Source organism: Exiguobacterium sp. s189 (assembly GCF_018617615.1).
Lineage (GTDB): Bacteria > Bacillota > Bacilli > Exiguobacteriales > Exiguobacteriaceae > Exiguobacterium > Exiguobacterium aestuarii_A.
Window position 1 is genome coordinate 25,143 of record NZ_JACSKM010000003.1, and the last position, 23,615, is coordinate 48,757.

A 23,615-nucleotide genomic window follows, 5' to 3' on the forward strand; every position below is an offset into this window, starting at 1 on the left:
TCATGAGTTTATTTGACCACGGTGTAGCGAAGCTGCATACGCTATTAAAAGAAGGCGAAGTCACAGTCACGGACCTCGTCAAAGAGTCGTTCGACCGGATTGAAGCGACAGATGACAAAATCGGTGCGTTTTTGACGCTCAATGAAGATGCGTTCGAGCAAGCGAAACGCATGGATGAGCTCGCCAAAACATCAGACGACCCGCTTTTCGGAATGCCAATCGGTGTGAAAGACAACATCGTCACAAAAGGGATGCGCACGACATGTGCCTCGACGTTCCTCGAGAACTTCGTCCCGGCCCACGATGCGACAGTCGTCGAGCGTCTTCATGATGCTGGTGCTGTCACAATCGGGAAGTTGAACATGGATGAGTTTGCGATGGGTTCATCGAACGAGAACTCGGCGTTCAAGCCGGTCCGTAATCCATGGGACCCGACACGTGTACCAGGAGGTTCTTCAGGCGGCTCAGCGGCATCGGTCGCAGCTGGACAAGTCCTCTTTAGCCTTGGTTCGGATACGGGTGGTTCGATTCGTCAACCGGCCGCGTATTGTGGTGTCGTTGGAATGAAGCCGACATACGGTCTCGTCTCGCGTTTCGGCCTCGTCGCCTTTGCGTCTTCACTCGACCAAATCGGTCCGCTCACGCGTACCGTTGAAGACAATGCTTACTTATTGAATACGATTGCGGGACATTGCGACATGGACTCCACGTCAGCTGAGGTCGAGGTGCCGGACTATACGGCAGCACTCAACCAAGATTTGACGGGGATGAAGTTTGCCCTCCCGGAAGAGTTCATGGCAGAAGGTGTCGCGCCAGGCGTCCGTGAACAGATTGAAAAAGCGATTGAGACGCTCAAGTCTCTAGGTGCAACGATCGAGACGGTCTCGATTCCGTCCGTGAAGTACGCGCTCTCGGCTTACTACTTGCTCGCATCATCAGAAGCCTCTTCGAACTTGGCTCGTTTCGACGGCATCCGTTACGGACGTCGTGCTGAAGCGGACACACTCGACGAAGTGTTCACGTATTCGCGTGAACAAGGTTTCGGTGACGAGGTCAAACGCCGGATCATGCTTGGGACGTATGCGCTCAGCTCTGGTTATTACGATGCGTTCTATAAGAAGGCGCAACAAGTCCGTACACTCATGAAGCAGGACTTTGCGAAAGTGTTCGAAGAATACGATGCGATCGTTGGCCCAACGGCACCGACGACAGCGTTCAAACTCGGCGAACAGCTCGACGATCCGCTCACGATGTATGCGAACGATATCATGACGATTCCGGTCAACTTGGTCGGTATCCCGGCGATCTCGGTCCCGGCAGGTCTTTCAGAAGGTCTTCCGGTCGGTCTTCAAATTATCGGGAACTACTTTGATGAATCAACACTTTACCGCGTGGCCCATGCTTTTGAACAAGCAAACGGCGGTTTCAAGATGCCACAGCTCTAAGGAGGACGTACGATGAACTTTGAAACGATCATCGGGATCGAGGTGCACGCCGAGCTGAGCACGAAGTCGAAGATTTGGTGTGGCTGCTCACGCACTTACGGTGCCGAAACGAATACACAGACGTGTCCGATTTGTCTCGGACACCCGGGCGTCTTGCCTAAATTGAATGAAGAAGCGGTCAACCTCGCCATCAAAGCGGCGATGGCACTCAACTGTGAGATTGCGACAGATACGAAATTTGACCGTAAGAACTACTTCTACCCAGACACGCCAAAAGCGTACCAAATCTCGCAGTTTGACAAGCCGATCGGTTCAAACGGCCACGTCGACGTCGAAGTCGATGGAGAGATGAAACGATTCCGCATCGAGCGCGTGCATTTGGAAGAAGATGCTGGGAAGATGAACCACACGGGCGAGAAGCATTCGGTCGTCGACTTCAACCGGACCGGCTCACCGCTCATCGAAATTGTCAGTGAAGCCGATATGCGTTCACCGAAAGATGCGGTCGCGTACCTCGAGCGTTTGAAAGAGGTCCTTTCGTTCGCTGGCGTCTCGGACGTCAAGATGGAAGAAGGATCGCTTCGCTGTGACTGTAACATCTCGGTCCGTCCATTCGGGCAAGAGAAGTTCGGCACGAAGACAGAGCTCAAGAACTTGAACTCGTTCTCGAACGTCTTGAAAGCACTCGACTTTGAAGAGACGCGTCACCGTAAATTGCTTCTCTCAGGTGGCGTCATGCGTCAAGAGACGCTCCGCTACGACGAAGCAGCGAAAAAGACGATTCTCATGCGTGTCAAAGAAGGGGCAGCGGACTACCGCTACTTCCCAGAGCCGGACCTCGTCCGTCTCGAAATCGATGAGGCGTGGAAAGAGCGCATTCGCGCGACGATTCCAGAGATGCCGGCAGCACGTCGTGAACGCTACATGAGCCAATACGGTCTCTCGGCATACGACGCGAAAGCTCTCACGTCGACGCGTGAGTTCTCGGACTTCTTCGAAGCGACGACAGCGGCTGGAGCTGAACCGAAGGCAGCAGCGAACTGGCTCATGGGTGAAGTACTCGGTCACTTGAACAAGTCGAATGAAACGGTCGAAACGATGAAGTTGACGCCAGAAGCACTCGCAGAACTCATCCGCTTGATTGCGGAAGGGACGATTTCATCGAAGATTGCGAAGCGTGTCTTCACAGCGATGATGGAAGAGGGCGCAGAGCCGAAAGCGTATGTCGAAGCGAACGGACTCGCCCAAATCTCGGACGAGAACTTGCTCCGCGGCTATATCCTCGAATTGTTCGAGGCACATCCGCAAATGATCGAAGACTTCAAGAACGGGAAAGACCGTGCGAAAGGCTTCATCATCGGGCAAATCATGAAACAGACGAAAGGGATGGCGAACCCGGCACTCCTCGATGGCTTGTTCCACGAAGAGATCGCAAAACGCTAAGCAGGCGGCGAGACACTTGTGTCTCGCTTTTCGCTCGAGTTGAGCACAGGGGAGAGAATCAATATGCAACGGAAACGTGCGCGGGTCATTTATAACCCGACATCTGGTAAAGAAGTGATCAAACGGGAACTCCCGTACATTTTGAACCGCCTCGAGGATGCGGGTTATGAGACGTCGACGTATGCGACGAAAGCGATTGGTGATGCCACGCTCGAAGCAAAACGGGCCTCAGCGGCCGAGTTCGACCTCATCATCGCCGCAGGTGGGGACGGGACATTGAATGAAGTCATCTCAGGGCTCGCACCGCTTGAGAATCGTCCAACGATCGGTCTCATTCCGGTCGGGACGACGAACGACTTTGCCCGGGCGATGCGGATTCCACTGAGCGTCGTCGGCGCACTCGACGTCATTTGTGACGGGTTCGAGATGCCGGTCGACCTCGGTGAGATCGAAGGCGAGAAAGGTGATATCCACTACTTCATCAATATTGCCGGCGGTGGAATCATGACCGAGCTCTCGTATGAGGTGCCATCGAAATTGAAGACGGCACTCGGACAGCTCGCGTATTACGTGAAGGGAATGGAGAAACTGCCACTCATCAAGCCGACGTACATCGAACTCGAGCACGATGAAGGGACATTCCAAGGCGAAGTCATGGTCTTCCTCACATCGAACTCGAATTCAGTCGGTGGCTTTGAAAAAATCTCACCGCACGCGTCGTTGAATGACGGGTTGTTCGACTTGTTCATCCTTCGGAAGTGTAACTTGTTTGAATTCATCCATGTCGTCCGTCTTCTCCTCCGCGGGGAACATTTGTCGAGCCCACTCGTCGAACATGTGAAGACGAGCCGCGTCAAGATGAAGACGACCGAGCCGATGAGTCTGAACATCGACGGGGAGTATGGCGGGGAGTGCACAGGTGAGATGCGGAACTTATTCCGTCACTTGACGGTGCTTGCACCGAACGCCCGGATCCGCGAGATGGAAGATTTGAATGCACAATATGAACGCGAACAGATGATCAAGCAATTGTTCAATGTTTCGCTCGATAAAGCAGAGTGAAAAGATAGGAATGACGACATCAGTCATTCCTATTTGCAATGGAAGGAGCATTCGTATGCTACCAGTGAAAAAGAATGATCGTCTCGATGTCCATGTCCACGACTTGACCCATGAAGGAGCGGGTGTGGCACGTGTCGATGGCTATACGCTGTTCGTCCCGAACGCATTGCCAGGAGAGACGGTCGAAATCGTCGTGACGAAGACGAACAAGCAGTACGGGTTCGCCCGATTGTTGAACGTGAAAGAAGCGAGTGCCGACCGCGTCGAGCCGCCGTGCCCGATCTTTTATCAATGTGGCGGCTGCCAGCTGCAACACTTCAGCTATGAAGGACAACTTCGCCAGAAACGGGAACGCGTCGTCGATGCGCTGAAGCGTCTCGGCCAGTTCGATGTACCGGTCCATGACACGATTGCGATGCCGGAACCTTGGCGCTACCGCAACAAGGCACAAGTCCCGTTCAAACAAGAAGGGGACCGTCTCGTCTCAGGGTTCTATCGTCCTCGTTCGCATGACATCGTCGAGATGAGCGAATGTTTGATTCAAGATGAGCGTAATGACAAGGCGATCCAAGTCGTCCGTGATGTATTGGACGCACGGGGCGTGCCAGCGTATGACGAGAAGACAGGACGTGGGGTTATCCGTCACGTCATGGCCCGTTACGGGTACCACTCGGGTGAACTCATGATCGTCCTCATCACGAAGACGACGAAATTAAAAGGTGTGAATGAGATTGTCGCGGACATCGTCGAGCGTCTCCCGGACGTGACGTCAATCATGCAAAACGTCAACCCGGACAAGACGAACGTCATCCTCGGGGCGACGAACAAGTTGCTTTATGGTCATGAGACGATTGAGGACAAAATCGCAGGACTCACGTTCACGATTTCCCCGCACTCGTTCTTCCAAGTCAACCCGGTCCAAACGGAGAAGCTGTACGGGAAAGCGTTAGAATACGCACAACTGTCAGGTACGGAGCAAGTCGTCGATGCGTATTGTGGCATCGGGACAATCAGCCTCTTCCTCGCCCGGAAAGCGGCTCATGTGTACGGTGTCGAAGTCGTACCGGAAGCGATTGAGGATGCGAAACAAAATGCGCTCTTCAATGAGATCGATAACGTGACGTACGCATGTGGAGCGGCCGAAGATGTGCTCCCACAGTGGAAGAAAGACGGTGTGAATCCGGACGTGATCGTCGTCGACCCGCCACGTAAAGGATGTGCCGAGTCGTTCCTCGAGACGATGGTCGAGATGGGACCGAAGCGAATCGTATACGTCTCATGTAACGTCGCGACACAAGCACGTGATATGCGTTACCTCGCAGACCGTGGCTATCGCTTGATGGAAGTGACACCGGTCGACATGTTCCCGCATACGGCGCATGTGGAGACGGTGGCGTGGATGGAGAAAGTAGAATAAGATGAATGTATGATGCCTTCGATTGAATCAATCGAGGGCTTTTTTTAACAAAAGTGGTGATGAACTAATGAATAATTACGAAGCCATCATGGTTGATGGAGTGTGTATTGAATGTGGTAATAGTCAGCATGACGGGCTATCCTGCTACGAACAGTTTGGGTATCCATTAGCATGGGAGCATGATGATCCCGAATTGTATGAAGTACATTTTTGGCTTGTGTCTTGCTACATGATTCAACATCCATCGGTTTTTACTGAAGAGGGCTATCGACATTTAATTGAACTGTTTGTAGAAGCATATGATCAAGATTGGGATGCTGCCTATACATTAAAGAAAAATCGTGAACTCATAAAAAAAATTAGTAAAATAACAAATCCAGTTTCAAGCCAAAATCGAGTTCGGGAACGAAAAGATTGGGTGCTGACAATCGGCGATATCTATGTGGGCGGCAAGGCAAATGCCATGATGAATATTAAGAGATGGAAAGACTGTGTACGAAACGAAGTTAAGAATGGATAGTAGGCAGTGTCAAAGTGATATTTCAAGGGTTTACAGACATGAAAGAAGAAAGTAGGGATTAAGTCGATTTCATGTGCCTTCGATTGATTCAATAGCGGGCTTTTTTTTGCAAACAGCCGAAAGGAGAGTCGGAGATGAGAAAGATCATTGTTCTGGAACATCTGTCATTGGATGGCGTGATTCAAGCGCCAGGGGGAAAAGAAGAGGACATGAGCGGGGATTTCATGCATGGAGGATGGACAGAGTCGTTTTCGAGTCAAGAGCTCGGCATTTGGATTCGAACGCAGATGCACAGTGAGTTTGATCTGTTACTTGGTCGAAAAACATATGATCAATGGGCGAGTTACTGGCCAAAACATGATGAAATTTGGCCGGAAGCCAACCGTGCAGTGAAGTATGTGGTTAGTAGGCATTCACATGATTCACAATGGAAATCAACGACGTTTCTGTCAGAACCGGTCGAAGCGTTGAAACGACTCAAACAAGAAGAGGGACCCGATTTACACGTCTGGGGCAGCAGTGAACTCGTACACACGTTACTCGCGAACGACCTCATTGATGAATACCGATTGATCATGTATCCGATTATCATTGGTTCCGGAAAACGTCTTTTCCCAGATGGAAACATCTTGCCACTTCAACTTGATGTAGTCGAGCAACAGTTGATGCCGAACGGAGTCAGTATCGTCCGCTACGAACGTATTCAAACAGATGGAGAGGCGCTATGAGAATCGAGCAGCACCTCGAGATGACTCTTTCAGAATCAATAGATACGGAGCTGATTGAACTCTTACAACACGCGTTTCCTTCCATCTATCCGAATCGTCGCTACTTCAAGCAACTGCCCCATCTTCGGCTGATTGCGTATGAGGATCAACAAATCATCGGACAAGTCGGGTTAGATTTTCGGGTGATGAATATGGATGGAACTCCGATACACGTGCTCGGCATCATCGATTTATGCGTGAGGGAAGAAGTTCGGGGACGTGGGATCGGACGGGCGCTAATGGAAAAAGTCATTGCGCTCGGAGAAGAGTACCCAATCGATTTTCTCCTGTTGTTCGCAGACCGACCAGACCTTTACGAGCGAATTGGATTTCACGCTGTATCGAATACATGCACATGGCTTCAAATCAATGACGAGAATCAAACGACACGAGGAATCGGGGAAGCACGATTTGAAGAATTGATGATTCGTCAGGTGGGAGACAAACGATGGACCGATGGAAAGCTCGACTTGCTCGGATACTTATACTAGGAGGGTCCAGATGAACCGTGAACAAGTGTCAGACCTGTATGAGGCATATTCACAAAAAATTGGTGACCGGAAACAAGTGTACGAAACGATTGCGAGCATCTTTGACGTGAAGCGAGCGCTTTATCCCGGAAGCCACGTCGATATCGCACCGTCTCTTGTCATTCCTCACGTCGTCTATGTCGACAGTTTTAAAGGGACGATTCGGTTCTTCAAACACCTCGAAAAGGTACAGGAATTGATTGATGAACGAAAAGAATATGATGAGCCGTGTACCATTGAATTCTTTGGTCAAGACTATACGCAACCGCTCGACATCGAACCGGTCGATTTGATCATCTCGCAATATGCTGGATTTGTTGGTCAGGCAACGAAGGACTATTTGAAGCTGGGCGGCATCTTGCTCTGCAATGATAGTCATGGAGACGCGACGCTGGCACGATTTGATGAGGCATTCGAATTGATTGGAGTTATAGGAAGTGCGAATGCACTCGTTCAGACGGGGCTCGACGAGTATTTTCAATTGCCGAAAGGGAAAGTCGTCGATATCACAGAAGTGAAGAAGATGATGAAAGGTCCCCAATATACGAAACAAGTGGAGAACTATGTGTTTCAGAAACGATTGTAAAAGGAGTGAATCCGAGTCGGTCCACTCCTTTTGCGAAAAGTAATCATTCACATGCCCAGCCGTCGTTGTCACGATCCATCTTAGGTTGATAGGCTGGATGATCGGAAGACACGCCACCTGGATAGGTTCCGCGTAAATCTGTACAGTTTTGGAAATTCTCAGAGGGTTGTGACGTTTGAGTATTCGATTTGGTCGATTCCGAAGCTTGTGCTTGTTGTTCAAGTTCCTGTTTTATTTCTGCGATGGCTGCTGCCGACTTCTCTTGCTCTTCTTTTCGAACCGAAGCAACTTCTTCCTCTAATTGTTGCGCAGCTTCTTCTTTTACGCGTTTCAACTCACTTTCGAACTCTTCACGTAATTTTGTTTCGGCTTCTGCTAATTTCTGATTCGTAGATTCTTTAGCGTCTGTTAGTTGTTGACGTAAGTCTTCGTTTTCAGACAAATAGGAATCCAATTGATTCTGTAATTTTTCTTTCTCAGAATTGGCGGAACTCAATTTCTCCTCTACGAGCGATAAATCTTGTTCGTACTCTTCAACTGGAATCGACTCTTCAAAACTACAAGATGCTAATAGAAGAACGAAAGAGAGGACTGAGAAAATGATGAAGAAGCGAGGGGAAAGTCGTGATTGCTGAACGTAATTGCTCAAAATAAAAGTTGTCACAATAAGTAAAACTATTAGGAATAGCCCGACTAACAAAATATTTTCCATACCATATCCTCCTTTCATCTGCGATATCCAATACGACCCACTTATTTATATTTATTTTACCAGTTTTTCATTTTGTAAACGGAATGAATGAAGTATGTTTTCAATTGATTATTGTTTTTTCAATTCATTGCTGATTATGGGAGATGTATGAGAAAGGTAAGAAGTGAATTTTCACGAAGAAGATAGATACACAAAGGAGGGATTTGATGAAACAATATACGATTCGAAACCGTAACGTCCCGCTTTCCTTACATGATGCCGTCATCACAGAAGCGACTGTGACGGGTTCGACGATCCGTCTCGTGTTTGCGGATGGAATCCGAGATTTGTTCAAGAAAGAAGCGGTATGGACAGGACGTGCCACCGTGACGATTCCGAACATCGATTGGGACTCTTCTTCACTTACACGATTTGGTGAAACGACCTATTCGATGTGTCGAATCGAGCAACTCGGTCAGTTCGTCAAAAGTGGGCGGTTCGAGATTGTCGATGAGTTGTATGGTTACCGTCAGCTGTTATTCCGTTGCATGTGGTTGACGGATACGACATGTGAGACGGTGGAGTTGAATCTCTCCCATGCAAGCGAGCTCGTCATCCGATGGGAAGACGAGCCTGTAGAAGAGATGTATGAATCTGAATCATTTTGAAGAAAGCGTCAGTCCTACGTGCTCAGCGACTGCTCTCGCGACATCTTGTTTTGATTGAGAATCCGTTACAATCTTTTCTGCGTGGATGTCAGATTCGAATGCGGATTGGCAGCGGTCGATTTGAGATTTCCCCCAAGAGTTGAACCACTCGAATCGTTTATTCAATCGTTTCACGAGTGTCCGTCGATTCGCTTCGAGAATGATATGTCGTACATCGACGCATTCTCGTTGAAGTCGTCCGATGATTTCATCTACATACGTTGCGTCAACGAGTGTCATTGGAACGAGGATGACCCCATCAAAGGACGTTGCGATTTTCAAAAGCATTTGATAATTGAACTTTCGCCATTCCGGGTGATGTTGAAAATCAGATTGCTGAAGGCTCTCCGGTAATTGATTCCGTATAAAAAATCCAGCCTGCTCCGGGTCATAGAGAAATGCGTTCGGCAGTTGTTTCTGAAGTATATTAGCACATGTGGTTTTGCCTGAACCGAAAGTGCCGTTGATCCACAAAATCATTGTCATCATCCTTTCGTGCTTATATTCTCTACGATTACAATGGAGTCCTATAAAAAACACCCCATAGTAACGGAATTCGAATTCCATCTACTATGGGGTGTCGTCATGCTGTCTTTGGATTAGGCGATTCTGTTTCACGTAATGCATCGACTCGCTTGTATTCTTCGGTATCGGTCCAGAGCTCGTCTTTCAACGGGTTGAGACGTCGTTTAACAATACGTGACACCTGCATGACGGCGAGCACGACGTTGAGGACAAGACTGATGAGTGCGAGTGTCCAGTTCGCTGCTGGATTATACGAGACACTCACGTTGAACGTACTGCCGACCGCAAAGAAATAAGGGAAGGTCATGACCCACATCATCCAAATCGATAGTGTCTGGGCACGGTTTTGCATCCATGTCCCTTTCGCCCAAAGAAGAGCAGGAATCGTTGCGGCAATGTTCAAAGCGAAGCCGGAATAGAATGCATTGCCCGGTGCACAAGAGTAGACATAAGAGATGTTCCAAATGCCATAGGCGATGATCCACAGTTTCGTCTGGTCCGGCCAAATCATATCGACTCGTTTACCGGACGTCGCGAAGATACCGAACCATCCGCAAATCGTGAGGATGTTCAAAATCCCGGCGAAGGCGTTGATATAGTTCCAACCACCGGAGATGTAAGTCATTCCATCGACGACTCCATCAAATCCCATGAAGCCGACTTGAAACTCCCGAATGACGGCCTCCATGATATTGATGGCAAGAATAGCCGGGACGAGTACTAAATACCAAGGATGTTTCTTATGGTAGTTTGTGAAGCGGATGACCATGTAGATGAGTGCGCCGGCGAGTGCAGAGTACACCTTCACCCAGTGGAACCATGATGTAATTTCGGAATCGACGACAAACAACCAGATCGGGGTCAACGCAATCGGTAACGCCATGAACATGAGTTGACTCGCCCGTTTTCCAGAGCGGACGAACTCGTTCAAACCCATTAAAAGACCAAGTACGACGAACCACATGACGACGTTATACCAAGGAATCGACTCGAAGAAAAACATAAAACGACACTCCTTTCAGAAATGAAATGACTAGAAATAAATGCAATGACTAAACATACCGAACGTTCGTTATGTTTATGTGAAAAGTGTAACAATATATTGAAAGCGCTGTCAATGTGAGTTGGTAGCTCACAGAGAAGTGTCGAAAGTTCGCCACATCATTATGATATAATGAGCGATGAGAACAGAGGAGGGTGCTAGATGATGATGAACGAAGGGAAGTTAAAAATCTTACAAGCCGCGCGTGAAATCATCGTCGAACAAGGCATCAAAGGCACGACGCTTCGAGGAATCGCAGAGCGGGCCGGATTCAGTACGGGCGCGATTTATCACTACTATACGTCAAAAGAGGCGATTCTATATGACGTAATGGACGAAGGACTCGGAGAGGTCAAACGAATCGAGAGTGTCTCTCATGACGATCAGAAAGAAGCGGCGGTGATCATCCAAGAAATCTACGAAGGCATGCAGGAGCGCCTTCAAAAAGATGCGGAGAGCCGACTCCAGTTTTATCTCGCCCATGAAGCGATGATTGGGAATGAGGACATTCAACAGAAATTCAAAGAGAAGTATGAAGACTGGATCACACGAATTGAGGCGATTTTTGTACGAGCCTATGATGTCGAACAAGGACCGATGACTCGGGCGGTCGCCACGTGGACGATGGCCGGAATTGATGGAATGGTCCTCCAGACGCTACTCCGGACGGGAACGATTGAACCGGAATACACGAATCGTGTGCTTCATTATTTGTTGACCGAAGGATTCCCACACTTTTTTCAGCTCATTCGTTCGAAAGAAACGAATCATGAGTAATGTCAGTTGATACAATCCGACAGACATAATAGAATAGATGAGTGATTTTGTTGGACTGTATGGATGAAAGGAACTGATTTTACGATGAAAGAAAACTTTTGGCGCGACCTTCCGCGTCCATTCTTTATACTTGCCCCGATGGAAGATGTGACCGATGTCGTCTTCCGTCATGTCGTCGCTCATGCGGGACGCCCGGACGTCTTCTTCACAGAATTTGCGAACTCGGACAGTTATTGCCATCCTGAAGGGAAAGGTAGCCTTCGTGGTCGTTTGACATTCACGGAAGACGAGCAGCCGATGGTCGCCCACATCTGGGGAGACAATCCGGAATATTTCCGTCAAATGAGTATCGGGATGGCCGAGATGGGCTATAAAGGACTCGACATCAACATGGGTTGCCCAGTCCCAAACGTTGCAAAACGTGGGAAAGGGAGCGGACTCATTCTCCGTCCGGAAGTCGCGGCTGAGCTCATTCAAGCGGCGAAAGCCGGCGGCATCCCGGTCAGTGTCAAGACGCGTCTCGGTTTCGCGAAGCTCGACGAGTGGCGCGACTGGTTGACGCATCTCTTGAAACAAGACATCGCCAATTTGTCGATTCACTTGCGCACGCGCAACGAGATGAGTAAAGTTGACGCGCACTGGGAGATGATCCCGGATATCGTGAAGTTGCGTGACGAGATTGCACCGGATACGCTCATCACCATCAACGGAGATATCCTCGACCGTCAAATGGGACTCGAACTCGTTGAGAAGTACGGGGTCGATGGTGTCATGATTGGTCGTGGGATTTTCAAGAACCCGTTCGCATTCGAGAAAGAGCCGCGCGAACACTCGATGGAAGAACATCTCGATCTATTGCGTCTGCAACTGGACCTTCAAGACAAATTCCAAGAAGACGTGCCACGTTCAATCTCGAACTTGCACCGTTTCTTCAAGATTTATGTCAAAGGATTCCGCGGGGCGAGCGAGCTCCGTCATAACTTGATGGAAACGAAATCGACGGACGAGGTACGAGCGTTGCTTGATGCCTTCGTCGAGAAATATCACGAAGAAGAGGCAGCACTGGCTGCTGAATAAACGATGAGGTTCAGCGAGAGCTGGACCTTTTTTGTATACTGAATTGAGAAAGGGTGAGAAACATGATGAATGTTCGCAAAGAAAGAGTGGAAGATGAGCGTCGCGTGGAAGAAATTGCGCGGGAAGCGTTTTGGAACTTATATTTCCCGGGATGTCATGAGCATTATGCAATCCATCAACTTCGAAAACATGAAGATTACTTGCCTGAATTGTCATGGGTCATCGAGGTAGACGGGGAACTTGCTGGCGGAGTCTTTTACTCGAAGTCGAAAATTGTAGACGGAGAGAAGTCGGTGGATACCATCACATTCGGTCCAGTTTTCATCGATCCGAAGTATCATCGACAAGGCGTAGGCAGACATCTCATTACGCATTCGATTGAGCATGCGAAATCGCTTGGTTACCGTGTAATCCTGACACTCGGGTATCCATATCATTATGAACCATATGGTTTTGTAGGTGGAAAACGATACGGCATTGCGATGCCGGACGGACAATATTATAAAGGACTACTTGTACTACCTTTATACGAAGGGGCGCTTGATGGGGTTCAAGGTGTCGCCGTATTTACAGAGGGATTGGAAGTGGAAGAAGCCGAGGTAGAGGTGTTCGACGCTACGTTTCCAAAGAAGAAAAAAGAAGTGCTACCCAGTCAACGCGAGTATGGGCTTGTTTCAACTGAACTCGACGAATCATAAAGCGATGCCAAAGAAATGATTCTTTGGCATTTTCTCTTGCCTAATAACCAAAAATAGGATAATTTTGATATATCGGATGACGATATAACGAAACACGATATAAAGGAGTAGGATACGTGACACAACAGTCGAGTACAGGCGCACTAACCGAAGCAGTTTATTATATATTATTGTCCCTTCAAGTTCCGAGGCACGGGTACGGCATGATGCAGTTTGTCCAGGAATTGAGTCATGGGCGAGTTCAGCTCGCGCCCGGTACGTTATATGGAGCTCTCAGTAGTTTAGTTGAAAGAGGTTGGATTCAAGCACTTGAAGGAACGGCACGGAAAAAAGAGTACGAGATCACCGATGCTGGTCGAGAAGCACTTCAGATCGAATTAAAACGATTGGAAGAATTGGTGCGGCACGGCCATGAGTGGACGAAGGAGTTGGAAACATGAAGACGAAGACCAAATACCGTATATTTGTCGACTATGAAAAAGAAGAAAAATGGCTCAATGAGATGGCAGAAAAGGGATGGGCCCTCGAGTCGTTTCGCTTCATGCGATATCGCTTTCGTTTAGTCGAACCAGGGATGTATACATATCGAATTGAATTGTTACGAGAACTGCCCTCTCATCCTGATTCGAAAGCTTACATGGCTTTCATGGATGAAGTTGGGATTGAGGTCGTCGACACATCCTATCGCTGGGTCTTTTTAAGAAAGCGAACGAGTGACGGACCGTTCCAGTTGTATTCGGATTTTGACTCGATGATTCAACGTGAAAATCGAATCATCCAACTGTATGGGACCGTTTTGCTCGCCAACTTTGTGGTCGTCTTAGCGAACTTCTCGAATCCGGTTGCAAAATGGACAATTCTATTAAATATAGTTGTTGTCGCCATGTTGGCCTATGCCGTCCAGCATCACACACGGAAAATGAGAACGTTGAAAGGTCTTAAAGCAATAGGGGAAATGAAGTCGTCAGATTGAACGGATTGGTAAGGAGGAGCAAGATGGATTCACGAGAATGGAAGGACTGTATCATTTGTTTTGGATTGATTGCGGGGACAACACTCGGTGTAATCCTCTCGTTTTTCTTCGATATACAGCTGACATACGGCATCGCGAGCGGAGCGATGGTTGGCTATATCGGAGGACTTGCCTTATCGATTTGGAAAAAATGATGGATAAGCGTTTCGATTCCTCGTCTCAACGACGAGGTTTTTTTAGCATGTTGTGACGAAGTATAGTCGATTGGGATCTATAGTTATAGAGGGGTTATACGAAGGGGGTAACTGGATGGATGACCAGGTCATCATCGATTGGTACTGGGAGCGATCGGAGTATGCGATTGTCGCGACAAAGAAGAAATACGGAAGCTATTGTCATCGTGTATCCTATAACATTCTACAAAATCGCGAAGACACAGAAGAGTGTTTGAACGACTTATATATGAAAGCGTGGGAGTCGATCCCGCCAACACGCCCGCTTCGACTCGGAGCGTATTTGACGAAGATTGTTCGGAATCTCTCGCTGCAACGCTATAAGAAGAATCATGCGAAAAAACGGGGCGGTGGACAAGTACCGCTCGTCTATGAAGAACTAGAACATGTCCTCACGGTGTCGATGAAAGACGAAGACATCGTCGACCTATTGAATGCATTTCTTGCAGACCTTCCTCGACAGACGAGAATGATGTTCATGCAACGTTATTTTTATCTTCACTCGATTCAAGAAATTGCGAAAAATCATCAACTCGGGGAGAGTCATGTCAAAATGACGCTGAAGCGAACGCGTGATGCATTACAGCGAGCGCTTGAAGCGGAAGGGATTCGCGTATGAAGAATGAACAGTTGCTTCGATTACTTGGGGAAGTGGATGACCGCTTTATAGAGGAATCCATGATGATAGAGCGAAGACCTTATCAACGACTCAAATGGGGGGCGGGACTGATACTCGCCACCGCTGCGGGATTCATGCTCTTCACATCGAATATTTGGAATGAACGTATGCCGTTATCCACGGATTCGACGGCAAACTCGGTTCATATCGTCGGTGAATCAGAAATAAGGCAAGGTACTTCCCAGGAAAACTTGATGGACATGACAGAGGATGAACTCTTTTCGCGGTGGAGTCCGGTCGTGATCAGAGGAACGGTCTCGAACATCCAGCACATTGAGATTGATTTCAACGGGGAGACCGAATATCAATCCCTCATCACGATCCATGTGTCAGATGTGTATCGAGGGGATGTGCAAGTCGGGCAAGAACTGGTTGTTCGTGCCGATGCAATCGGAGGAACGAAACTGACAGAGCATACGAGCGTCATCTCACACGTACGTCAAGGAATGGAAGGCATCTTTATGCCGATTCCATATGATGACGAATTCATCTGGGAACAAAACGGGGCCACGCTTCGACTGAAAGATATTGCGAATTACGGTTTTCCGGACGGGGAGCGTTATCTGTTTTTAGATACTCCGAATGGACTGTTGTTTGAGCGGGATGCTTATCCATCATTGCAAGATATGCATTCTTTAGATGGAATAGAACGTTGGATGATCTCACGATTTAATGCATCAGAATAATCTACATCTCATATTATTAGGAGGGTGAACGATATGGAACGTACGATTACGGTAAAAGGAACAGGAAATGTCTCGTCTCGACCAGATTTGATTGTGATTCATATGGACCTTGTCACAAAAGCACCACGATATGAAGAGACGATGACTGAGGCAGCGAACGCCGTGGCGCAGCTTCAAAAGGCCATCGTGCGCGCAGGATTTGAAAAGAAGGACCTGAAGACGAGTGATTTTTCGATTGACACATTATACGACCAGTATCGTGATAAAGATAAGAATTACCGTTCACGGTTAATTGGATATGCTTGTAGGCAAAAAATGAAAGTGGAGTTCCCGCTCGATACAACCAAACTGTCTGATGCCATCGAACAAATCAGTCAATGTCGTGCGAATCCGCTACTATCGATTCGTTTCACGATGAAAGATCCGAACGCGATTGAAGATCAGCTGTTAGTGAACGCTGCGGAAAATGCAAAAAAACGAGCAGAACTCCTCGCGACAGGAGCGGGCGCAACGTTAGGAGAGTTGATTCAAATTGACTATACATGGAGCGAAATTCATCTCTTCTCTGCAACTGATATTCGCTATGGTCATGAAATCGACTTTTCTGAATCACGGATGCCTGAACTCGAACCAGATGACATCAATGTCAGTGATTCGGCGACATTCGTCTGGAGTCTCAAATGAGGCGATTCATGATTCTGACTCTTTTCGCTATATCGATTGCGCTTCCCGTATCCGCTCTTTCCTGGGCCTATACGTTTGTCGTGTTCGACCGAAATGCATATGAAGTGCTTGATACGACGATAGATGAGGATTCGCTCGGTGACGTGATCGGTGAAGTAGAAACAACGGTCAACGATGAGACGGGACGTTACTACGGGAATGCATCGAACGGATATCCAATCGGGACAGTGTATCGTGAAGTCGTCGGGGAGTCCGTTGAAGACGTCATTGCGGTCGAGGACGGCTCGGAATGGAAGCGGGCGGAATACCGATTTGAAGCACCCTATCATACGCGCGACTTTGTCACGTTCTTCGGCTATATCTTGCTCGTACTCGGTATTGTTATGGTAAGTTGGACACTCTTCAAGCGAAGTTCACTGTACAAAAAAGAAGCATGAACGAACGTTGGAATGGGAAGGGGATAAAGAGACGTTCGGCAAAGGGGGATTCATCATGAACATTTTGATTATCTTTGATTCGTTGTATGGTCATACAGAAAAGATTGCACATGCGATGCAGGAAGAACTTTCGAAAGAGCATGAGGCACGCATGGAACATGTGTTGAACATCGGCCTCGGCGACTTGGCGCATGTCGACCTTGTCGTCATCGGTTCACCGACACATGGGGGTTATGAGACGGAAGACATTAAAGTGTTTCTAGACGGAATCTCGGACAATGCGCTTCGCGGGAAGCGGACGGCTGCGTTTGATACGAGTGTCGTCAAAGAAAAACAGAATCCGATTCTTGGTAAAATCATCGACTGGTTCGGTCATGCGGTCAATCGCGTCGAAGGGGAAATGATTGAAAAAGGCGCGACGAACGTTCAAAAAGAATCGTTCTTGGTTGATGGGAAGACGGAGATGCTGAAGGAAGGCGAGCTCGAACGTGCGAAAGCATGGGCACGAGAGTTGGTCGGATAATACGTGAAACGCATTCTGGAATCAGGATGCGTTTTTTTAGTGGAAGCGGAAGAGAAGGCTGAAAAAGCGGGTAAATACATAGTATTCAACTCTTTAGAAAGGGAGCTGTTTGTGATGAGAAAAATGGAACGTGATGTCTTCGTCGGATGGATGGTCGTCTTGCTCGTTATATTGGTGCACTTCCTCATCACCGTCTCTCTCGGAAACTCATACTTTGCCGAGTCCTCACTCAATCGCATGTTGTGGCTCTCGAGTTTCCCAGCATTTTTGATTGCTTTCGTCGCAGCCTTTTTCCAAAAAACGAATACGATTCTCCTAGCGGTTCGCCGTGGATTGTTGTGGACCGTCGAGCTGATCGTCGCGTTCACAGTCCTCGCCTGGGTGTTCCGTTCGTTTGAAGGATTGTATGCGAACGCGGGTCTCTATTGGTTATTCGGTTCCGTCTTGATTGGTCCGATTTTCTACGTGATGGCGTTCCGACGTCAACATACGAAACGGATCCGAACGCCTTGACTCGAAACGTCTCCTCTTTCAGGAGGCGTTTTTAGATTGCCGTAGGATGGGAATGGAGTAAAGAGAAAAGATTGGAGGAGAGTGCGATGAGCCAGTATTTTTCATCATCCTATGAAGAGTCACGGGAAAAATTCATCAATTTGTTGCCAGAAGTGAAACGATATTATCCGAAAGCGGAGTTGTTGACGCATTCGATTGGGGACGAAAGCATCGACATCATCTTAGGTGAACCGAAACGAGATCGAAAAGCGATACTTCTCATGACCATCGGGGAACATGGGATTGAAGGATATGCAGGTGCCGCGGTGACGCATCAATTTGTTCACACACAATTGCCACAACTGCGACATGAAACGACAGGTCTTTGTCTCATCCATGCCGTCAATCCGTGGGGAATGAAACACTTCCGCCGGGTCAACGAGCATAATGTCGATTTGAACCGAAACTATGTGATCGACCGTGAATCTGTCCCATATAACGTGAACCGTGAATATGAGCTGATGCGCCATCTCTTCGTACCGGACGGAGTGATTGACGACTACCACGAGGCGCGTGAACAGATTTATTCGTTCCTCGGCTCTGGCATTAAGCTCGATGGCTTCAAAGCGATGAGTGGAGCGAAGGGGATGGGACAGTACCAATTCCCGAAAGGTGTGTACTATGGGGGGGAAGAAGACGAACCGTCAGTCATCTTCTTGAAAGGCATTCAACATGATCTGCTGGAACGCTACGAGAAAGTGGTCCATCTCGATTGGCATACCGCACTCGGTCCGACAAACGAAGTGACGATGGTCATCAGTAAGCGAGACGGTCGCACCGAAGACGAGTTGAAACAGGCATACGGTCTCGACAACGTGAAAGTGTATGACCCAGATGAAGTGCTCGGGGACTCGACGAACCACTTCTACTATGTACGAGACACGGAGTATCCGGACAAAGGACTCGTCTCTGCTCTCTTTGAGTTCGGGACGTTCGGAACGTCGACGAAAGCCTCCATTCGCGAGTTTTTGACGATCATTTTAGAGAATCGTCTGTACTTTGAAGGGACGAAAGATCCCGAAGCGCGTAACGGGATTCAAAACGAGTTCATGGCAATGTTTTATCCAGACGACTCGTCTTGGCGGGAAGCGGTGTTACGAGAAGGGGCGAAAGCCATTGAAGGTTACTTAAAAGGAGAATCGCTCTGGCGTGACACATGAGAAGGTTTTTAGGAATCGGAAACGGGAACAAGTAGGTTGTGAGTATTTACAATCAATTAAAAATGTGGAGGTTGGATGATGGGATATATTACAGCACATGACGGGACAAACTTATATGTGGAGGATGTCGGTTCTGGGGAGCCGATTGTCTTCTTACACGGTTGGCCGGCGAACAACAATATGTTCGAGTATCAGAAAAATGCGCTCGTTGAGGCAGGCTATCGCTATATCGGGATCGACTTTAGAGGGTACGGCAAATCCGATGCGCCAGCGACAGGGTATGACTATGAGACGATGGCATCTGACGTGCATATGGTCGTCTACGGCCTTGGTTTGAAAGACTTCACACTCGTCGGATTCTCGATGGGTGGCGCGATTGCTGTTCGTTACGCGGCCGACTATAAAGAGGATGGTCTGAAAAAGTTAGTGTTGGCGGGAGCAGCGGCACCGATTTTCACACAACGTTCAGACTATCCGTACGGGATGACGACGGATGAAGTCAACGCGTTGATTGACGATACACGAGCCGATCGGCCGAAGATGCTCGAAGGATTCGGGGAAATCTTCTTCGAGAAAGAACATTCGAAACCGATGCAAAATTGGTTCCACCATCTCGCACTCGTGGCCTCGAGTCACGGGACGATTGCCTCGGCAAAAGCGCTCCGAGACGAAGATTTGCGCGATGCCTTGCCGAAGATTGACGTAGAGACGTTAATCATTCACGGCGTACATGATAAAATCTGTCCGTTTGAGTTTGCTGAACAGATGGAGCAGGGCATTTCAAATGCTCGGATTGAACGTTTTGAAGAGAGCGGGCACGGTACGGTACTCGATGAACGAGAGAAATTTAACGATACACTGTTGCAGTTTGTTCAATAATCTGTGGCCTCCTCATGGGGGCCTTTTGTGTGTCTGGACGGATAAGTTCCAACTAAAACGGGTATAAATCAATTGGAGTTCCCTTCCAAATCTTTTGAAGCACCGAAACATCGCTGTGACAAGAATCACGATGTTTTTTTGTGTCGTTTAGGAGAAAGGGGATGATTAGAGAGAATAGGAACATGGATTTAGTTCAACCTGTCCTACCATTCATGGTACAATAGCGGGGTGGATTAACAGATTGAGGAGAGATTTAAATGAACATCGCTTTCTTTTTATATCCGAAAGAAGACGTCAAATATTTGGACCCCGAATCAACGGTGCGACAAGCACTTGAAAAGATGAAACATCATCGATTCACGTCTGTCCCACTCGTTTCGGAGAACGGATTTTACGCCGGGACGATGACAGAGGGGGATTTACTCTGGGCACTCGCAGAACAGCTTCGCGGGGAAGAAGACTATGAAAAAGTGCTTCGGACACGTCTAAAAGACATCAAGCAACGCGTTCGCTATAAGCCGGTATCCATTACGGCCCAAATCGAAGAACTCGTCGATGCGATCACGGATCAAAACTTCGTGCCGGTCGTCGATGACGGCAAATACTTCATCGGCATCATCCGACGCCGTGACATCATCGAGTATTATTCGTCAAAGTTGAAACAACTGGAGAATGAAGTCCGATAACAAACAAGCCAGAACCGAATCCCGGTTCTGGCTTGTTTTACATTTCCTCTCGTTTTGTTTTTAGAAAGGGAAGTGGGGCAATCATTGCAAGGTAGTAAATAAAGGTGATGACGAGTAATAAAATGATTGCGGGTAAATATGGGGAGATGAGTGGGATGACGAGTAGGACCGCGAGAGCCGCGAGTCGCTTCCACGACACCTTGAAGAACAGACGATTGAAGTAAATGACACCATATCCAAACAAAACAATCGCGACATACAACGTGATCCGGTGTGCTAAATCAAGTGTTTGCATCGGATCGTGTACGATTGTGATTTTGACGACAGCGAGCAAGATAATACCGAGGAACATCGCAAAGTGGGACCAATAGAATCCGGCTTTTGCAGCTTGGTCTCGTTGATTGATATCCATCTCGTGAAACTGTTCTTCTCGCTCTGTATCATCTTTAACGTAGGAGTACCATAACAACACGGTCAAACCGAGAGCGAGTACCATTGTCAAGACGACATCGGAAGTTAAATCTTCATCAATGGCGGCTCGACCAGTCGAAGCAATCGTTTCACCAAGAGCGATAACGAGAATCAGGTAATGTCGCTCTAAAAAGTGCCAAGGGGAAACAGCAAATTGTCCTTTATTTTTTTGAACGAGTGGTCCGAGAACAGCGACTGCTGCGACGATTCCCCATACAATTAGTCGCACGTCACCACTAAATAAAGAGGAGACAAGGACGATGATTGCAAAGATTAAATTGTAGGGTACAATCGCAGACATTGCTTTCTTGGTCTCATCGTTACTGTGGAGTAAGAACAGAAGGGAATGTGTGGCGACAATGCTTAAAAAGCCTAATCCAAAAATGAAACCATTTTTCCCGTATGCCTCAGGAATTGCGACCGAAATCAACATAAAACCAACCATACCGAGTGCTAAAAAGATCCGATGATTACGCTCGGTCAATTCTGTCGTATTGGTCAACCAAATATATCCTTCAAAGATGTACCAAATAAGTGCTAAAAGCACGAAGACCTCTAAAAATGTATGAAAATCTAAGTGATGTTCTAACTTTAAAGTCAACTGAATGAATGTGAAGACGAATACCAAATCAAAAAAAAGTTCAATCTTATCGACTTCTTTGTTTTGTGTAGCCATAGAGTCCGCTCCTTTTCCTAAGTCACTATTTGTTTACCCGCCTCGGTATAAAAAAATCCTTCATTTTTTTGAAATGAAGGATTTTTGGTCAAGCATCTCCAAGGTGTGAGATGTTAATTCCGTATGAAAAGTTTCTTTCTGGTGCAAGCAATCTTGCCGAAGAATCTAAACGTAAATGTTCAGGAACGGTCGTCCACATCAATTGTGTTGGTCGTTCGTTAACAGAAGTCATTACATTATTTGAGAAACGAAAAATGTCCTCTGATGTGTATAGATATTCTTCGCGTCTCTCCACTACTTCGCGAAGTTTCGCACCCGAGTCTTGTAACGAGATACCTTGTTTGCGAAGCTCGATTGCCTGATCAACAATGAACGCCTGCCCGTACAAAAATGACTTTGTATCAATCAATTGTAACGGAACATCATACTCCTTTGAAATCAAAAGAGATTCTTGATAATTGACTGTATAGTGAGCATTCGATGTTAAATAGAGAATCCCACGATTAAGACGGCGTGCCTTACTAAACATACGATGAAGTTGTTCTCGAAGGTCAGGAAGTGAAACAGCATTCCGTTTTACGGCTCGTAACCGTTCTTCAAAGAAATAATGTCTTTCTCCGTTCTCGTATAAAAAGCAAGTGAGTGCACCGGAAACGGGGAGTATCTTGTCCGCATGATGCATATAGCGGATTGATGCGGCGTCTGTAATGACTTGATAATCCATGAAATCTCACCTTTCTTTAATCGAGTGGTGGAAAATGTGGTAACACATATTCTCCTAATTCATCGATGACTTCTTCAGCCGGACGTTCTCCGTCGAAGAGGGCGAAGAAGAGGTGATTCACGCCGATGGCACGATACGCTTCGAGCAATTTGATCAAGTGATTGCGACCGAGACGGAAACCGAGGCGAATTGGCGTCGGTGGCTCGTCTGGGTCATGCGTCAAATCAAGGTGCATCGGCATCGAGAATGGACGGAAGGCACGACCGTGTGCCTCACCGCTTTCACGCCAAGCGTCGAGCACTTGCTGCTGCGCGAAAGGCGCTTGCGGGTAATACATCCATCCATCCCCGTTCGCCCCGAGCCAGTCCATATCCTGTTGCGCGAAGCCGGTGATCATTGTCGGGATCCGTTTCTTCGGACGTGGTACGAGCGTTGCCTGTTCGACTTCTCCGTAAGGGGAGTCGATGGTTGGATAGTTGTTATAGAGCGCCTGTTCCATGACGCGAAGTGATTCTTTGAACTGGTCGCCACGTGTCGGATGATCGACTCCGAGTCCTTTGAAGTCGGCACGACGGTCGCCTGACGAGATCCCGAGAATCAATCGTTCGGGGAATAACGCTTCAATCGTCGCGACTTCCTTTGCCGAACGAAGGGGATGGCGGAGCGGTAAGACGAGCGCGGACGTACCGAGCGCGATGTTTTTCGTTTGACCGAGTAAATGGGTCCCGTAGATCAACATGTCATAAATCTGACCGACGGCAGGGTCTAAGAAGTTCGGGTCTTTGAGTAAGACATCACGTAACCATAGCGCTGTGAAGCCATAATCATCAGCCTTTTGAGAAAGCTCGACTTGACGTTCGAGTGTCGGGGTACGCATTTTGAAATTTTCTAAAGGGATGTGGAGGCCGAGCGTGAGCTCGCCCTCCCGATACATCCGGTTGTAGCTTTTATGGTTGTTGAACATA

Annotated in this window: 30 protein-coding genes; 24 read left to right on the forward strand and 6 right to left on the reverse strand. The window is 47.9% G+C overall.

Features of this window, described 5'->3' with window-relative positions:
• Nucleotides 1–2 precede the first annotated feature (2 nt).
• The 8 genes from gatA to KNO99_RS04820 all read left to right on the forward strand — a co-directional run bounded on the left by gatA (nt 3) and on the right by KNO99_RS04820 (nt 7,770).
• Nucleotides 3–1,445 (forward strand): Asp-tRNA(Asn)/Glu-tRNA(Gln) amidotransferase subunit GatA, encoded by a 1,443-nt coding sequence (gene gatA, locus KNO99_RS04785; protein ID WP_214745755.1) that lies wholly within the window; start codon nt 3–5, stop codon nt 1,443–1,445.
• A gap of 12 nt (nt 1,446–1,457) precedes the next feature.
• Nucleotides 1,458–2,888 (forward strand): Asp-tRNA(Asn)/Glu-tRNA(Gln) amidotransferase subunit GatB, encoded by a 1,431-nt coding sequence (gatB, locus tag KNO99_RS04790; protein ID WP_214745758.1) that lies wholly within the window; start codon nt 1,458–1,460, stop codon nt 2,886–2,888.
• 63 nt (nt 2,889–2,951) lie between these two features.
• A complete protein-coding gene (locus KNO99_RS04795; protein WP_214745761.1) occupies nt 2,952–3,950 on the forward strand; it encodes a diacylglycerol kinase in 999 nt (332 codons plus the stop codon).
• Nucleotides 3,951–4,005: 55 nt separating this feature from the next.
• Nucleotides 4,006–5,367 carry a 23S rRNA (uracil(1939)-C(5))-methyltransferase RlmD gene (rlmD, locus tag KNO99_RS04800; RefSeq protein WP_214745763.1) on the forward strand — a complete coding sequence of 454 codons (1,362 nt, stop codon included), beginning with the start codon at nt 4,006–4,008 and terminating at the stop codon, nt 5,365–5,367.
• Between the two features lie 67 nt (nt 5,368–5,434).
• Entirely contained in the window at nt 5,435–5,887 is a 453-nt protein-coding gene (locus tag KNO99_RS04805; RefSeq protein ID WP_214745766.1) for a DUF5946 family protein, read from the forward strand.
• Between the two features lie 134 nt (nt 5,888–6,021).
• Nucleotides 6,022–6,615 carry a dihydrofolate reductase family protein gene (locus KNO99_RS04810; protein WP_214745768.1) on the forward strand — a complete coding sequence of 198 codons (594 nt, stop codon included), beginning with the start codon at nt 6,022–6,024 and terminating at the stop codon, nt 6,613–6,615.
• Nucleotides 6,612–7,145 (forward strand): GNAT family N-acetyltransferase, encoded by a 534-nt coding sequence (locus KNO99_RS04815; RefSeq protein ID WP_214745771.1) that lies wholly within the window; start codon nt 6,612–6,614, stop codon nt 7,143–7,145. The genes KNO99_RS04810 and KNO99_RS04815 overlap by 4 nt, the downstream gene beginning before the upstream one ends.
• Nucleotides 7,146–7,155: 10 nt before the next feature.
• Nucleotides 7,156–7,770 carry a hypothetical protein gene (locus KNO99_RS04820; protein ID WP_214745774.1) on the forward strand — a complete coding sequence of 205 codons (615 nt, stop codon included), beginning with the start codon at nt 7,156–7,158 and terminating at the stop codon, nt 7,768–7,770.
• Nucleotides 7,771–7,813: 43 nt separating this feature from the next.
• On the opposite strand, the gene KNO99_RS04825 is transcribed toward KNO99_RS04820, so the two are convergent.
• A complete protein-coding gene (locus KNO99_RS04825) occupies nt 7,814–8,482 on the reverse strand; it encodes an excalibur calcium-binding domain-containing protein (protein WP_214745776.1) in 669 nt (222 codons plus the stop codon).
• A gap of 206 nt (nt 8,483–8,688) precedes the next feature.
• Here KNO99_RS04825 and KNO99_RS04830 point away from each other — a divergent pair, with 206 nt between their 5' ends.
• A complete protein-coding gene (locus KNO99_RS04830; protein ID WP_214745779.1) occupies nt 8,689–9,129 on the forward strand; it encodes a hypothetical protein in 441 nt (146 codons plus the stop codon).
• Here the strand turns inward: KNO99_RS04830 and KNO99_RS04835 are convergent.
• The gene (locus KNO99_RS04835) at nt 9,121–9,648 is read right to left on the reverse strand and encodes an AAA family ATPase (RefSeq protein WP_214745781.1); all 528 of its coding nucleotides are present in this window, start codon (nt 9,646–9,648) and stop codon (nt 9,121–9,123) included. The two genes, KNO99_RS04830 and KNO99_RS04835, sit on opposite strands and share 9 nt — an antisense overlap.
• A gap of 103 nt (nt 9,649–9,751) precedes the next feature.
• Nucleotides 9,752–10,696, reverse strand: coding sequence for a DUF5692 family protein (locus KNO99_RS04840; RefSeq protein WP_214745784.1), 945 nt, complete (start codon nt 10,694–10,696; stop codon nt 9,752–9,754).
• Nucleotides 10,697–10,897: 201 nt separating this feature from the next.
• Here KNO99_RS04840 and KNO99_RS04845 point away from each other — a divergent pair, with 201 nt between their 5' ends.
• From KNO99_RS04845 to KNO99_RS04915, 15 genes are all read left to right on the forward strand, one after another.
• Nucleotides 10,898–11,512, forward strand: coding sequence for a TetR/AcrR family transcriptional regulator (locus tag KNO99_RS04845; RefSeq protein ID WP_214745787.1), 615 nt, complete (start codon nt 10,898–10,900; stop codon nt 11,510–11,512).
• 84 nt (nt 11,513–11,596) lie between these two features.
• On the forward strand, nt 11,597–12,589 hold the full coding sequence (locus tag KNO99_RS04850; protein WP_012727027.1) for a tRNA dihydrouridine synthase: 993 nt from the start codon (nt 11,597–11,599) through the stop codon (nt 12,587–12,589).
• A 62-nt stretch (nt 12,590–12,651) separates the two neighbouring features.
• Nucleotides 12,652–13,287: a GNAT family N-acetyltransferase gene (locus tag KNO99_RS04855; protein ID WP_251130955.1), complete on the forward strand. Its 636-nt coding sequence runs from the start codon at nt 12,652–12,654 to the stop codon at nt 13,285–13,287.
• A 116-nt stretch (nt 13,288–13,403) separates the two neighbouring features.
• Complete coding sequence (locus tag KNO99_RS04860; RefSeq protein WP_214745790.1) at nt 13,404–13,727, forward strand: PadR family transcriptional regulator; 324 nt, start codon at nt 13,404–13,406, stop codon at nt 13,725–13,727.
• On the forward strand, nt 13,724–14,260 hold the full coding sequence (locus KNO99_RS04865) for a DUF2812 domain-containing protein (RefSeq protein WP_214745793.1): 537 nt from the start codon (nt 13,724–13,726) through the stop codon (nt 14,258–14,260). The genes KNO99_RS04860 and KNO99_RS04865 overlap by 4 nt, the downstream gene beginning before the upstream one ends.
• Nucleotides 14,261–14,283: 23 nt before the next feature.
• Nucleotides 14,284–14,454 (forward strand): hypothetical protein, encoded by a 171-nt coding sequence (locus KNO99_RS04870; RefSeq protein WP_214745796.1) that lies wholly within the window; start codon nt 14,284–14,286, stop codon nt 14,452–14,454.
• A gap of 115 nt (nt 14,455–14,569) precedes the next feature.
• Entirely contained in the window at nt 14,570–15,112 is a 543-nt protein-coding gene (locus tag KNO99_RS04875) for an RNA polymerase sigma factor (protein WP_214745799.1), read from the forward strand.
• Entirely contained in the window at nt 15,109–15,858 is a 750-nt protein-coding gene (locus tag KNO99_RS04880) for a hypothetical protein (protein WP_214745802.1), read from the forward strand. Before KNO99_RS04875 ends, KNO99_RS04880 begins: the two co-directional genes overlap by 4 nt.
• A gap of 33 nt (nt 15,859–15,891) precedes the next feature.
• Nucleotides 15,892–16,542 (forward strand): SIMPL domain-containing protein, encoded by a 651-nt coding sequence (locus tag KNO99_RS04885; RefSeq protein WP_214745805.1) that lies wholly within the window; start codon nt 15,892–15,894, stop codon nt 16,540–16,542.
• 8 nt (nt 16,543–16,550) lie between these two features.
• Nucleotides 16,551–16,979, forward strand: a complete 429-nt coding sequence (locus KNO99_RS04890) for a hypothetical protein (RefSeq protein WP_251130956.1) — start codon at nt 16,551–16,553, stop codon at nt 16,977–16,979.
• 55 nt (nt 16,980–17,034) lie between these two features.
• Nucleotides 17,035–17,502, forward strand: a complete 468-nt coding sequence (locus tag KNO99_RS04895) for a flavodoxin family protein (RefSeq protein WP_214745811.1) — start codon at nt 17,035–17,037, stop codon at nt 17,500–17,502.
• A gap of 114 nt (nt 17,503–17,616) precedes the next feature.
• Nucleotides 17,617–18,015 (forward strand): hypothetical protein, encoded by a 399-nt coding sequence (locus tag KNO99_RS04900; protein ID WP_214745814.1) that lies wholly within the window; start codon nt 17,617–17,619, stop codon nt 18,013–18,015.
• Between the two features lie 86 nt (nt 18,016–18,101).
• Nucleotides 18,102–19,214 carry a M14 family metallopeptidase gene (locus KNO99_RS04905; RefSeq protein WP_214745817.1) on the forward strand — a complete coding sequence of 371 codons (1,113 nt, stop codon included), beginning with the start codon at nt 18,102–18,104 and terminating at the stop codon, nt 19,212–19,214.
• A gap of 75 nt (nt 19,215–19,289) precedes the next feature.
• Nucleotides 19,290–20,093: an alpha/beta fold hydrolase gene (locus KNO99_RS04910; protein ID WP_214745820.1), complete on the forward strand. Its 804-nt coding sequence runs from the start codon at nt 19,290–19,292 to the stop codon at nt 20,091–20,093.
• Nucleotides 20,094–20,350: 257 nt separating this feature from the next.
• Nucleotides 20,351–20,779, forward strand: a complete 429-nt coding sequence (locus KNO99_RS04915) for a CBS domain-containing protein (RefSeq protein ID WP_074033810.1) — start codon at nt 20,351–20,353, stop codon at nt 20,777–20,779.
• Between the two features lie 37 nt (nt 20,780–20,816).
• Here the strand turns inward: KNO99_RS04915 and KNO99_RS04920 are convergent, their stop codons facing one another.
• The 3 genes from KNO99_RS04920 to KNO99_RS04930 form a co-directional block, all read right to left on the reverse strand.
• Nucleotides 20,817–21,926: a low temperature requirement protein A gene (locus tag KNO99_RS04920; protein ID WP_214745823.1), complete on the reverse strand. Its 1,110-nt coding sequence runs from the start codon at nt 21,924–21,926 to the stop codon at nt 20,817–20,819.
• 88 nt (nt 21,927–22,014) lie between these two features.
• Nucleotides 22,015–22,650, reverse strand: a complete 636-nt coding sequence (locus KNO99_RS04925) for a DegV family protein (RefSeq protein ID WP_214745826.1) — start codon at nt 22,648–22,650, stop codon at nt 22,015–22,017.
• 16 nt (nt 22,651–22,666) lie between these two features.
• On the reverse strand, nt 22,667–23,614 hold the full coding sequence (locus tag KNO99_RS04930) for an LLM class oxidoreductase (protein WP_214745830.1): 948 nt from the start codon (nt 23,612–23,614) through the stop codon (nt 22,667–22,669).
• Nucleotide 23,615: the final 1 nt, after the last annotated feature.

Coding starts and splice junctions, on each gene's coding strand:
- KNO99_RS04900 (WP_214745814.1), top strand. CDS start 17,617: ATGAGAAAAATGGAACGTGATGTCTTCGTCGGATGGATGGTCGTCTTG.
- KNO99_RS04825 (WP_214745776.1), bottom strand. CDS start 8,482: ATGGAAAATATTTTGTTAGTCGGGCTATTCCTAATAGTTTTACTTATT.
- KNO99_RS04850 (WP_012727027.1), top strand. CDS start 11,597: ATGAAAGAAAACTTTTGGCGCGACCTTCCGCGTCCATTCTTTATACTT.
- KNO99_RS04905 (WP_214745817.1), top strand. CDS start 18,102: ATGAGCCAGTATTTTTCATCATCCTATGAAGAGTCACGGGAAAAATTC.
- KNO99_RS04810 (WP_214745768.1), top strand. CDS start 6,022: ATGAGAAAGATCATTGTTCTGGAACATCTGTCATTGGATGGCGTGATT.
- KNO99_RS04875 (WP_214745799.1), top strand. CDS start 14,570: ATGGATGACCAGGTCATCATCGATTGGTACTGGGAGCGATCGGAGTAT.
- KNO99_RS04930 (WP_214745830.1), bottom strand. CDS start 23,614: ATGTTCAACAACCATAAAAGCTACAACCGGATGTATCGGGAGGGCGAG.
- KNO99_RS04835 (WP_214745781.1), bottom strand. CDS start 9,648: ATGATTTTGTGGATCAACGGCACTTTCGGTTCAGGCAAAACCACATGT.
- KNO99_RS04795 (WP_214745761.1), top strand. CDS start 2,952: ATGCAACGGAAACGTGCGCGGGTCATTTATAACCCGACATCTGGTAAA.
- gatA (WP_214745755.1), top strand. CDS start 3: ATGAGTTTATTTGACCACGGTGTAGCGAAGCTGCATACGCTATTAAAA.
- KNO99_RS04840 (WP_214745784.1), bottom strand. CDS start 10,696: ATGTTTTTCTTCGAGTCGATTCCTTGGTATAACGTCGTCATGTGGTTC.
- KNO99_RS04815 (WP_214745771.1), top strand. CDS start 6,612: ATGAGAATCGAGCAGCACCTCGAGATGACTCTTTCAGAATCAATAGAT.
- gatB (WP_214745758.1), top strand. CDS start 1,458: ATGAACTTTGAAACGATCATCGGGATCGAGGTGCACGCCGAGCTGAGC.
- KNO99_RS04880 (WP_214745802.1), top strand. CDS start 15,109: ATGAAGAATGAACAGTTGCTTCGATTACTTGGGGAAGTGGATGACCGC.
- KNO99_RS04925 (WP_214745826.1), bottom strand. CDS start 22,650: ATGGATTATCAAGTCATTACAGACGCCGCATCAATCCGCTATATGCAT.
- KNO99_RS04845 (WP_214745787.1), top strand. CDS start 10,898: ATGATGATGAACGAAGGGAAGTTAAAAATCTTACAAGCCGCGCGTGAA.
- KNO99_RS04830 (WP_214745779.1), top strand. CDS start 8,689: ATGAAACAATATACGATTCGAAACCGTAACGTCCCGCTTTCCTTACAT.
- KNO99_RS04865 (WP_214745793.1), top strand. CDS start 13,724: ATGAAGACGAAGACCAAATACCGTATATTTGTCGACTATGAAAAAGAA.
- rlmD (WP_214745763.1), top strand. CDS start 4,006: ATGCTACCAGTGAAAAAGAATGATCGTCTCGATGTCCATGTCCACGAC.
- KNO99_RS04820 (WP_214745774.1), top strand. CDS start 7,156: ATGAACCGTGAACAAGTGTCAGACCTGTATGAGGCATATTCACAAAAA.
- KNO99_RS04885 (WP_214745805.1), top strand. CDS start 15,892: ATGGAACGTACGATTACGGTAAAAGGAACAGGAAATGTCTCGTCTCGA.
- KNO99_RS04855 (WP_251130955.1), top strand. CDS start 12,652: ATGATGAATGTTCGCAAAGAAAGAGTGGAAGATGAGCGTCGCGTGGAA.
- KNO99_RS04895 (WP_214745811.1), top strand. CDS start 17,035: ATGAACATTTTGATTATCTTTGATTCGTTGTATGGTCATACAGAAAAG.
- KNO99_RS04805 (WP_214745766.1), top strand. CDS start 5,435: ATGAATAATTACGAAGCCATCATGGTTGATGGAGTGTGTATTGAATGT.
- KNO99_RS04920 (WP_214745823.1), bottom strand. CDS start 21,926: ATGGCTACACAAAACAAAGAAGTCGATAAGATTGAACTTTTTTTTGAT.
- KNO99_RS04870 (WP_214745796.1), top strand. CDS start 14,284: ATGGATTCACGAGAATGGAAGGACTGTATCATTTGTTTTGGATTGATT.
- KNO99_RS04915 (WP_074033810.1), top strand. CDS start 20,351: ATGAACATCGCTTTCTTTTTATATCCGAAAGAAGACGTCAAATATTTG.
- KNO99_RS04910 (WP_214745820.1), top strand. CDS start 19,290: ATGATGGGATATATTACAGCACATGACGGGACAAACTTATATGTGGAG.
- KNO99_RS04890 (WP_251130956.1), top strand. CDS start 16,551: ATGATTCTGACTCTTTTCGCTATATCGATTGCGCTTCCCGTATCCGCT.